General features: G+C 60.0%; 9 protein-coding genes and 1 riboswitch. Of the genes, 5 read left to right on the forward strand and 4 right to left on the reverse strand.

The window, feature by feature from the left end; translation table 11 throughout:
• From HMPREF0178_RS09230 to HMPREF0178_RS20985, 4 genes are all read left to right on the forward strand, one after another.
• A partial coding sequence (locus HMPREF0178_RS09230; protein ID WP_009380386.1) for a PfkB family carbohydrate kinase occupies window positions 1-199 on the forward strand: 199 nt, incomplete at its 5' end.
• 196 nt (window positions 200-395) lie between these two features.
• Entirely contained in the window at window positions 396-1,148 is a 753-nt protein-coding gene (locus tag HMPREF0178_RS09235; protein ID WP_009380387.1) for a DUF4851 domain-containing protein, read from the forward strand.
• Window positions 1,149-1,159: 11 nt separating this feature from the next.
• On the forward strand, window positions 1,160-1,369 hold the full coding sequence (locus HMPREF0178_RS09240; RefSeq protein WP_005028286.1) for a 4-oxalocrotonate tautomerase family protein: 210 nt from the start codon (window positions 1,160-1,162) through the stop codon (window positions 1,367-1,369).
• A 113-nt stretch (window positions 1,370-1,482) separates the two neighbouring features.
• Window positions 1,483-2,400, forward strand: coding sequence for a DMT family transporter (locus HMPREF0178_RS20985; protein ID WP_009380388.1), 918 nt, complete (start codon window positions 1,483-1,485; stop codon window positions 2,398-2,400).
• A gap of 107 nt (window positions 2,401-2,507) precedes the next feature.
• Here the strand turns inward: HMPREF0178_RS20985 and HMPREF0178_RS09245 are convergent, their stop codons facing one another.
• The 4 genes from HMPREF0178_RS09245 to ribB form a co-directional block, all read right to left on the reverse strand.
• A complete protein-coding gene (locus HMPREF0178_RS09245; protein WP_009380389.1) occupies window positions 2,508-3,173 on the reverse strand; it encodes a TetR/AcrR family transcriptional regulator in 666 nt (221 codons plus the stop codon).
• A gap of 104 nt (window positions 3,174-3,277) precedes the next feature.
• Complete coding sequence (locus tag HMPREF0178_RS09250; RefSeq protein ID WP_009380390.1) at window positions 3,278-6,175, reverse strand: insulinase family protein; 2,898 nt, start codon at window positions 6,173-6,175, stop codon at window positions 3,278-3,280.
• A 522-nt stretch (window positions 6,176-6,697) separates the two neighbouring features.
• Entirely contained in the window at window positions 6,698-7,108 is a 411-nt protein-coding gene (locus HMPREF0178_RS09255) for a heme-binding protein (RefSeq protein WP_009380391.1), read from the reverse strand.
• Window positions 7,109-7,124: 16 nt separating this feature from the next.
• Window positions 7,125-7,754, reverse strand: a complete 630-nt coding sequence (gene ribB / locus HMPREF0178_RS09260) for a 3,4-dihydroxy-2-butanone-4-phosphate synthase (RefSeq protein WP_009380392.1) — start codon at window positions 7,752-7,754, stop codon at window positions 7,125-7,127.
• Between the two features lie 121 nt (window positions 7,755-7,875).
• Window positions 7,876-8,021, reverse strand: a riboswitch (FMN riboswitch).
• Between the two features lie 161 nt (window positions 8,022-8,182).
• Here ribB and HMPREF0178_RS09265 point away from each other — a divergent pair.
• The gene (locus HMPREF0178_RS09265; RefSeq protein WP_009380393.1) at window positions 8,183-8,746 is read left to right on the forward strand and encodes an Hsp20/alpha crystallin family protein; all 564 of its coding nucleotides are present in this window, start codon (window positions 8,183-8,185) and stop codon (window positions 8,744-8,746) included.
• Window positions 8,747-9,091: the final 345 nt, after the last annotated feature.

Consider the following 9,091-nt stretch of genomic DNA (forward strand, 5'->3'; position numbering starts at 1 on the left):
CGCGGGCGATTCGTTCCGCTCCGGCCTGCTCAAGGGCCTCCTGCACGGCCTTGACGTGCCCGCTTCCGCCCGGCTCGGCGCGACGTGCGCCAGCTACTGCATCGAGCATCAGGGCACGCAGGAGCATGTGTTTACCTATGAGGATTTCGCCGCCCGCCATCGCGCCGCGTTCCACGAGGAACCGGGCGTGAAGTGGTAAGGCAGCAGAGGGAAGAGCCTTTCCGAACGGCGGAGAGGCTTGCTCCCGTGTGTCCCGCGACGCCTTCCCCTGACGCTTTTGGGGCGTGAGTGGCAATACCGCACCGGCGGGGCCCTATGCGGCGTTTGGAAACAGGCGGCTTGCCTGACGGCGAAGCGGCGTGATCCGCTTCGGCATTTCTGAGTGGAGACAGCAGATGTTCAAAATCATCATTCCCATTTTGGTCATCGCGTTGGCGGCCTTTGTCGGCATGAACGCCAAAAGCGGGCTTATCCGGGGCGTGGCCGACGGTATGCTGGTATCGCCCGCCCGTCCCGCCGTGGCCGTGAAGCCCGCCGCCGATTTTGCCTCCGTCGACGCCCGGCGCGTGGATCTTTCGCCTTCGGTGCAGAACAGTATGCTCCAGGCGACATCGGTACAGGCCGTGTATGCCCTGTACAACCATGAGGGCCCGCAGGCTGCTCCGGCGCATTTTGTAGCGCTTCTGGCGGTTTCCCAGAACGACGAGACGTGGCCTGTGGAACCGGATCTCGGTTTCCCCGCGATCAGGCACAAGAAGCAGGATATCGACGGTTTTTCCGGATTCGCGGACACCTATGTTTTGGACGCGAAGGATGACCCGTGGGCTTCCGACGAACCGGCACTGTGGGAGAACGGCAGCCTTGTTCGCCGCTTTACCTTTATACTCTGGTTCTACAAGGCCAAGCTCATCGTCGAGTACCGCGAGCCCCTTCCCGCGCCCTCCGATATGCCGCTTGAGGACAATATCCCCCTGCTGACGGCCTTTGAGGCCCGGGCGCTGGAATCCTTCCGCCTGTTGAACGGCGATCCCAAAAACGGCGGCGTGGAGCTCCCACGGCCCAAGGAAAAGCTCCCTTATCCGCCCGCGGGCATCAACCGGCAGGCGCTCACCGATTTTATCGGCACGCTCTGGGATATGAAGAAATAGGAGGCCGCCTCATGCCTTACGTCAATATCAGGGTGACGAGGGAAAACGGCACGCCGACCGCCGAGCAGAAAGCGGAACTCATCAAGGGGGCGACGGAACTGCTCGTGCGCGTCTTGGGGAAAAATCCGGCCACCACGGTCGTCGTCATCGACGAGGTGGATACGGACAACTGGGGCGTGGGCGGCGAAACGGTTACCCGGAGGCGTCGGCAAGGGAAGTAGCCTCCCGCCTCCCACAGGGGCTGGATCTGGATGATTCCTGACAAGTAACCCAAGCATAGTGGGCGACGGGCAGGGCGCAGAAAAGCGGTAGCGCTCGATCTGGAAGATCTGGAATGACCGAGATACAAAAAAAGACTATTATTGGATGCGTATGTGCTGTGTCATGCGAAATCCTTTTTGGCCTTAGTTATTTATTTACAAAGAAAATAACATCAGACGTCGATGCCGTAACATTATTGGGGTGGCGCTTTTTATTGGCGTTCATCATGATGAATATTTTGTTGATTACAGGATATATAAATATAAACATAAAGAAAAAACACTTCTCATCTTTGCTAAAGATAGCCGCTCTTCAACCGATAGCCTATTTTACATGCGAGACGTTTGGGATACAGATGACGACGGCTTCAGAGAGTGGATCTATAATTGCTTGTATTCCAATAGCTTCGCTCGTCGCATCAATTCTTTTTTTACAGAAAAAACCAACAAGGTTTCAAACTTCCGGTATTTGCTTAACAGTAGTTGGAGTGATTGTTTGTGTAACTGCAAAAGGATTCGAGTCTTCTTTCAGCGGGATTGGCTATATAATGCTATGTATGGCCGTATTATCTTATAGTCTATACTGCGTTTCTGCTGAAAAAGCGGATAAAACAACAAGTATTGAAAAGACATACGTCATGATTGCGTGTGGAGCCTGCTTTTTTGCTACTATGGCGATAGCAAAAAGTATAGCTGCAGGTACTGTCGTTGATTTGTTAATGTTGCCGTTTCAAAATACGGTTTTCCTATTTTCTATTGTATATCTTGGGATCGTATCTTCTGTTATATCTTTTGTATTGTTTAATATATCGATATCATCTATTGGAACGAACAAAGCCTCATCGTTTGTAGGCATATCAACAGCGGTATCCGTATTGGCTGGAGTTTTTATACTCGATGAAAAATTTTCAGCTATGCAATGTTATGGAACGCTCATAATACTGCTCGGCGTCTATATAGCAAATATGAAAAGCAGATTTTTTTGGCGTTAGCGTTTTTTACCTTTGTGGAGGCATATACGCGAGAAAACGGTTTCGCATCGGGCACGTCCGATGCGAAACCGTTTTTTACAAGGAACAGCGTTTCTTGTGAAACGCTCCTACCAGCGGCGGAACCGGCGCGGTTCGGGCGGGAACGCACGGGAGCCGCAGCCTTGGCGAAGCGTTTTTTCGGCGATGGCGGGGGCGCTGCGGACAGGCCCGCTGTCGAACCCGTGGGTCCGGGCCGCGGTAAAAAGCCCTTCAAGCAGCAGGCAATAGGTATCGGCAAGCTGGTCGGGGTCGGAAGCTTCCGCCTTGACGAGCTGATTCCGCACGTCCGCCCGCAAGGAAGCCCGCTGTTCGCGCACGCGCACGCAGATGTGATGCTCCGGGTCGGTATAATCGGTCATCAGGTGCATGAACACGTTGCCGCTGTATCCGGGCTGGGAAACCAGTTCGTAAATGGACTGGAAAAACGCCAGAAGCTGCCGGGCGGATTCATTGGGATATTGATCCTGCGCCTGTTCCCAAATCCTCCGGAATGCGGCTTCCCACTGGTCCATGCAGGCCATGACCAGCTCTTCCTTGGAAGGGAAGCAGCGGTAAAGTGTCATTTTTTTGATGCCTGCGGCCTGTGCGATGGCGTCGACGCTTACGGCCTGAACACCGCTTTGGCGGAACATCTGTTCCGCGATGCCGAGAACCCGTTCGCGGGTAATGGCGAGAGGCGTGCGCTGGCGGCGTTCTGTGGCGGGAGTGGCGGGGGCAATCCCTTTTGTTTCCATGACTTCTCCTATACGACGACTCCGGCGGAAGGCTTGCCGGTGTTGCAGAGGACGTCGCCGGACGCGGCCCGGAAACATTGTTTTCCGGGCCGCGTCATGGGCGGTTACAGGACTTTTTTCTTCGTCCAGCCATGTTCCGTGGCCGCGTTTTCGGCTGCGGAGCCGCCGAGGACGCATACCGTCCCGGCTTTGGCCGCTTCAGCCATGACGTCGGCGAATTCCGTGAAGTGGCGGCGGGTCGTGCCGAGTATCTCCTCGCGCATCTGCTGGCGCAGATCGTCGCGGTCGTCCGTCAGGTGGCGGGACAGCGACGCGGCTCCCCGTGCGTCGGGCAGGAGATAGGTGTCGAGATCTCCGATGGCCCCCACGATGGCAAGCGTCAGGTCGCGGTCGGAAAGATCCAGCTTCCGCAGGTAATCGGCGGTCGCGTCGTAGGTGGCGAGGGTCTTTTCGACATTGGGGTCGCGGTAGGAAACCAGCGCCAATGAGCCGCTCATGCGATCGAGCGCGCAGAACGCGCCGTACGCGCCGCCCTGCACGCGGACCTGATCCCACAGCCAGCCCATGCGCAGATGCCGGGTGATGACGTGCGCGGAACCGTGCCACGTATAGCCGAGATCATAGATGTTGCAACCCTTCCCGACGTAGTTGACCTGCGCGGGCACGATGAGGGTTTCGTTCGTCGCGGCCTTGAGCGGTTCGCGTTCCAGCGGCACGGAGAAAGCCGTGGGCAGGGCGCGGCCGAGCGCGGCGGCGTAAGGCTGCACGGCGGCGAGGGTGTCCGCGTCGGCGGTGAGGTTGAGGATGGCGTCCTGACGGTTGAGGATGAGGCCGCGCAGGATTTCGAGATCCGCGCGCACGCTGTCCCAGTCGCTGACCACGCGCTCGGACAGGGCCCGGATGGCTTCAAGGTAGGTGATGCCGCCGATGGCTTCGCTGATCTGCCCGGCAAGGCTGTAGGCCGCGCGCAGGCGGGCGATGACCGTGCCGTGCCCGGCGGGGATGAGCGACTGCTCGAGGCGGGCGCGTTCCTCCAGCACCATCTGGGTGAAACGCTGCGGGTTGTCGAAGTTGGTGTCGGTGAGGACTTCGGCCATGAGCGAGAACAGGTCGTCGGCCTTGTCCGCCGTTGCCTTGCCGCCGAGGCAGAGCTTGGCGACGGGCATCCGGGTGCCGCGCATGGTGGCGACGAGGGGCGCGGCGTCCATGCCGCCGGTCTTGGAGGCCAGCAGGGTGCCGAGCTCCACGAAATCGCGCCTGGACGTGCCCATTTCCGTGAGGCTGCGGCCCATGAGCGGGACGAGGGGCAGGAGTTCGGTGGGCACGGCGTCCAGCGGGAAGAGGATTTCCGCATACAGGATGCCGGACGTGTCGATGTCATGGGCGAGGATGGCCAGATCGCCCGCCTTGCCTTCTTCCTTGGGCAGGATCACGTTCTCGCGGGGCAGATCCGCGAGGGTCAGGCTCGGGATGGCGGCGAGGGCTTCGGGGCTGTCCGGAGCCTGCTGGCTGGCGCGCAGGGCTTCGGTGCAGGCCACGATTTCCTTGTGGTCTTCGTCGGAAAGGGCGTCGTAGATGCGCTGGAGCTTGGCGGCTTCGGCGGCTTCGCGCTCGGCGGTGAGGCCGGAGTCCGGGGTCAGGATGACCGTGGAGCGGTGCTCGTTGTCGAGGAACCAGCGCCTGATGGCGCCTTCAAAGACCTTTTCGCCGGAAGCGAGGCGGGCCTTGAGGGCGGCGAGGGGCTTTTCCCACGCCAGCGGGGCGATGGGGTCGCCGTCGTACAGCCATGTGGCGAGGCTGCGGATCATGGCGGCGAGGCCGCGCGGGAACCGGCCCGAATTGTTTTCGCGCAGGTCGAATTCCACGCTGTTCACGGCGGCTTCCACGGCTGCGGCGGGGATGCCGTTCTCCGCGAGCTCGGCCAGCGTTTCCATGATCAGCATTTCCACGTCCTCGGCGGTGCCGGGCGTGATGGAGCGCAGGCCCACGGAGAAGAAGGTCTGGCGCAGATCCGTTTCAAGGCCGCCGCCGGTGAGGTCTTCGCCGAGGCCGGATTCGATCAGCGCTTTGCGCAGGGGCGAACCGGGCAGGCCGAGGAGGATGTGCTCCAGCATTTCCAGCACGAGGAGTTCGCCCGTGTCGGCGGTTTCGCACGTCAGCCAGTTGAGGGTCACATGCCCCTTGTCGCCGTCTTCGCCGGAGGCATAGGGGAATTCAAGCTGGCGGGGCACGTCGAGGCGCGGCTGGAGCGGCACGGCGCTGTCGGTCTCGCGGGCCGTGAAGCGCGACAGGTACGGCTCAAGCAGCGCGAAACGCCGTTCTTCGGGGTCGTCGCCCCAGAAGAAGAAGCGGGTGTTGGACGGGTGGTAGTGCGACTCGTGGAACGACTTGAAGGCCTTGTAGGTAAGCTGGGGGATGACTTCGGGGTTGCCGCCGGAGTCGAGGCCGTAGGTCATGTCCGGGAACAGGGACTGCTGCGAGTGCTCCGCCAGCACGGAATCCGGCGAGGAGTACACACCCTTCATTTCGTTGAAGACCACGCCTTTGTAGCGGAGCGGGCCCGCCGGGCTGTCGGCTTCGATGTGCCAGCCTTCCTGCTGGAAGCAGTTCTCGTCGATGCGGGGAAAGAACACGGCGTCGAGGTAGACGTCGACGAGGTTGTAGAAATCCTGAAGGTTGGCGCTGGCGACCGGGTAGCAGGTCTTGTCCGGAAAGGTGAAGGCGTTGAGGAAGGTCTGGAGCGACCCCTTGAGCAGTTCGACGAAGGGTTCCTTCACCGGGTATTTTTCCGAGCCGCAGAGGACGGAGTGTTCAAGGATATGGGCTACGCCGGTGGAGTCTTTCGGGGGGGTGCGGAACGTCGCGCCGAAGCACTTGTTCTCGTCGTTGTTGACTATGGAGAGCAGCTCCGCTCCGGTGGCGTCGTGCCGCCACAGTTTGACGGTGCCGGAAACTTCGGAAAGCCTTTCCTCGCGCACGAGGCTAAAGCCGCGGGTATTCATTGGGGTCTCCTTATATTGCATGAAAGGCTCGGGGAAAGGGCTCGCCGCGCGGCGCGCATTTTCCTTCCGGGCCTCCCTTCTCCGGCGGGTTTACCCCGGAGCGTTACAGTCCGTTCACATGGGCGGCCATAGCCGCCCGCCGCCATTACGAGAAAGAATAACGCAATGGTATTTCCCTGAATGACATCGACCCGTGGACTGGTCAAGAGGGGATTATCAATGTTCTCACTCAAAGAACCTTTATTCTTTTTAGCACAAGTCGGAGAAAATGTTACCGGATGGCAGGGGGCTCCCAAGAACGGGCACCCCTTGGAACTATAAGGTATGTCCTTTTTTCTTGCTATCACTTCTTAATCTCCAACGGCTCCTGATCGAATGGAAAGATGGTCGGCCAGCCCTGCGGGGATACGAGAAACGGGCCGGAAATGCTTTCCCGGCCCGCTACGGAGAGGTTGTCATCAATATGAATTGAAAAAGTAAGGATGGCTTGCCCTTTTGCCCGCCGTCCCTTCGATTGCCGCTCTATTCCTTTCCCATGAGCTTTTGGGCCAGACGTTCGGCGAGTTCGGCGTCTTCCTGCGGTTTTCTGCCGCTGATGCCGACGCCGCCGATGCAGCACCCGGTTTCGTCGAATACGGGCACGCCTCCGGGCAGCGTGGAAAAATCCGGATCGCAGAAGTCCGCGATGGAGAGGTTTTCCCGGATGAGGCGGTCGTGGAATGCCTGCGTGGTCGATTCCATGCGCATGGCGGTATATGCCTTGCTCCGGGCGATGGCTTCGGCGCGTTCGGGGGTGCCGTCCAGACTGAGGAAGGCGGCGAGCTTGCCCGTGCGGTTGACGATGGCGACGCAGACGGGGGCGCCTCCGGCGGCTTCGGATTCGAGCCGATCCAGCACGTCCATCACGGCGCGGAACGGAATGGCGTTGTTCATGGGAACGTTTCCTTGGTTAGTGTTCCATGTACTCGATCAAGTCCCGTACCTGAAGGACGGGCATATCGTGCAGTTGGGAGAAGGCCATGATCTCGGGGAGCCGGGCCATCGTGCCGTCGGGATTGGTCAGCTCGCACAAGACGCCGTAGGGCGGCAGCCCCGCAAGGCGCATGAGATCCACGCTGGCTTCGGTGTGCCCGGCGCGCTCGCGCACGCCGCCGGATCTCGCGCACAGGGGGAACACGTGGCCGGGGTGGTTCAAGTCGCCGGGGACGGCACCGTCGGCGATGGCGGTGCGGATGGTCTTCACGCGGTCGGCGGCGGAAACGCCGGTGGTGACGCCTTCGGCGGCCTCAATGGAAATGGTGAAGGCCGTGCGGTTCTTGCACGTGTTGTTTGCGACCATTTGGGGCAGGTCGAGCTGGCGGACCTTGTCTTCCGGCAGGCAGAGGCAGACGATGCCGCTGCATTCGCGGATGAGCAGGGCCATCTGCTCGTGGGTGATGGAGGCGGCGGAGAAGATGATGTCGCCTTCGTTTTCTCGGTCCTCGTCGTCCACGACAAGGACGCCCCGGCCTTTGCGGACGGCGGCGACGGCGGCTTCTACGCGCTCATTGCGGGTGGTGGTGAACTGATGCTGGCTCATGACGATCTCCAACGTGTTGGATGTGCAGCATCAGGGCGACAGACAGGAGCGCCACGGCATAACGCCGCAGCCCGGGAGCTGTGCATGTTGAGGCTCTCGCGGCGCATGAATGCGCCGGCTGTCCATTTCTCTTTCATCCGGACTGTTACCGTCGGCTCCGGCTTCCCACCGGATCTGCTGACCCCTCCACGCGGAGGGCGCTCGCGGGCTCTCCCCGAATCGGGGAATACCGCCGGTGGGGACTTTCACCCCGCCCTGAGAATAGCCGGAGTGTAGGCAGGTCGACCGGGCCTGTCAATCATCTCCGGCGGCGGATGCTGGCGGGGACAGTTTTCCGGAAACATCATTATTTTTATACACAGGAATTGACACGAATGAATACAGCATTATCTCTTGGTTACAAAAGTTATCCACAGGAGGTTGTTGTTATGGAAACTACTCGTAATGCTGGTTCGTGTTGCGGTCATCATGGCGCCACTTCCGCCCCTGCTCACCGCACAGCCGCCCCTGCCCCGCAGGGCTATACCCCGGTGGATCAGCTCCACAATGAAATCGACAGGCTTTTTGGCGACTTTTTCGGCGGATTCTTCTCGCCGTGGAGGGCGTTCTCCGGCATGGCCCCCCGGTCCGCCGACAATGCTCCCGATATGCTGATCCCCCATATGGATTTGTCCGTGACCGATACGGCGTACAAAGCCACGGTTGAACTCCCCGGCGTGGCGCAGGATCAGGTCAATATCGAAGTCCGCGACAACATGCTGATTGTCGAGGGCGAAAAGAAAAACGAAACCGAAGACAAGGACGAAAAGAAGGGCTATTACCGGATGGAGCGCTCATACGGCTCGTTCCGCCGTGTGCTCTCCCTGCCCGAGGACGTCGAAACCGACAAGATCACCGCGACCCACAAGGATGGCGTGTTGAGCATCGAGATTCCCCGCAAGGAACCCGAAAAGCCCGCCGCCCGCAAGATTGAGGTCGTGAAAGGCGAATAGCTGATGCGCTTGGGGAGGGCCTCCTTCCGGATGCACCCTCCCCAAACCTTCCCCCGTGAACCTCTTGAGAAAACGTGTGAGGAGGCATTTCGGAGCCGTTTTTTCCAGATTTTGCGTCCGCGGGCACCTGCCACCCGAACGTAAAAACGGCCCACGATGTCATGTTGCGGTTCACCTCGCCCTTGCGTTCCTCCGCCGGGGCAATTGCGGAAACCGGGAATGCTGGCCATTCCCGGTTTTTCGTTGCCCCGCTTTTTCCTACATCCGGCGGATTGCCCCTCCCTTCGCCACTGGGGAAGGCCGCAAGCGGGGATTCGATAAGCGTGAAAGTCTTGGGAGGGAGAG

The organism is Bilophila sp. 4_1_30, from assembly GCF_000224655.1.
GTDB lineage: Bacteria > Desulfobacterota > Desulfovibrionia > Desulfovibrionales > Desulfovibrionaceae > Bilophila > Bilophila wadsworthia.

Excerpts from the sequence above, each read along its gene's own strand:
- HMPREF0178_RS09235 (WP_009380387.1), top strand. The coding sequence starts at position 396 with ATGTTCAAAATCATCATTCCCATTTTGGTCATCGCGTTGGCGGCCTTT.
- HMPREF0178_RS09240 (WP_005028286.1), top strand. The coding sequence starts at position 1,160 with ATGCCTTACGTCAATATCAGGGTGACGAGGGAAAACGGCACGCCGACC.
- HMPREF0178_RS20985 (WP_009380388.1), top strand. The coding sequence starts at position 1,483 with ATGACCGAGATACAAAAAAAGACTATTATTGGATGCGTATGTGCTGTG.
- HMPREF0178_RS09245 (WP_009380389.1), bottom strand. The coding sequence starts at position 3,173 with ATGGAAACAAAAGGGATTGCCCCCGCCACTCCCGCCACAGAACGCCGC.
- HMPREF0178_RS09250 (WP_009380390.1), bottom strand. The coding sequence starts at position 6,175 with ATGAATACCCGCGGCTTTAGCCTCGTGCGCGAGGAAAGGCTTTCCGAA.
- HMPREF0178_RS09255 (WP_009380391.1), bottom strand. The coding sequence starts at position 7,108 with ATGAACAACGCCATTCCGTTCCGCGCCGTGATGGACGTGCTGGATCGG.
- ribB (WP_009380392.1), bottom strand. The coding sequence starts at position 7,754 with ATGAGCCAGCATCAGTTCACCACCACCCGCAATGAGCGCGTAGAAGCC.
- HMPREF0178_RS09265 (WP_009380393.1), top strand. The coding sequence starts at position 8,183 with ATGGAAACTACTCGTAATGCTGGTTCGTGTTGCGGTCATCATGGCGCC.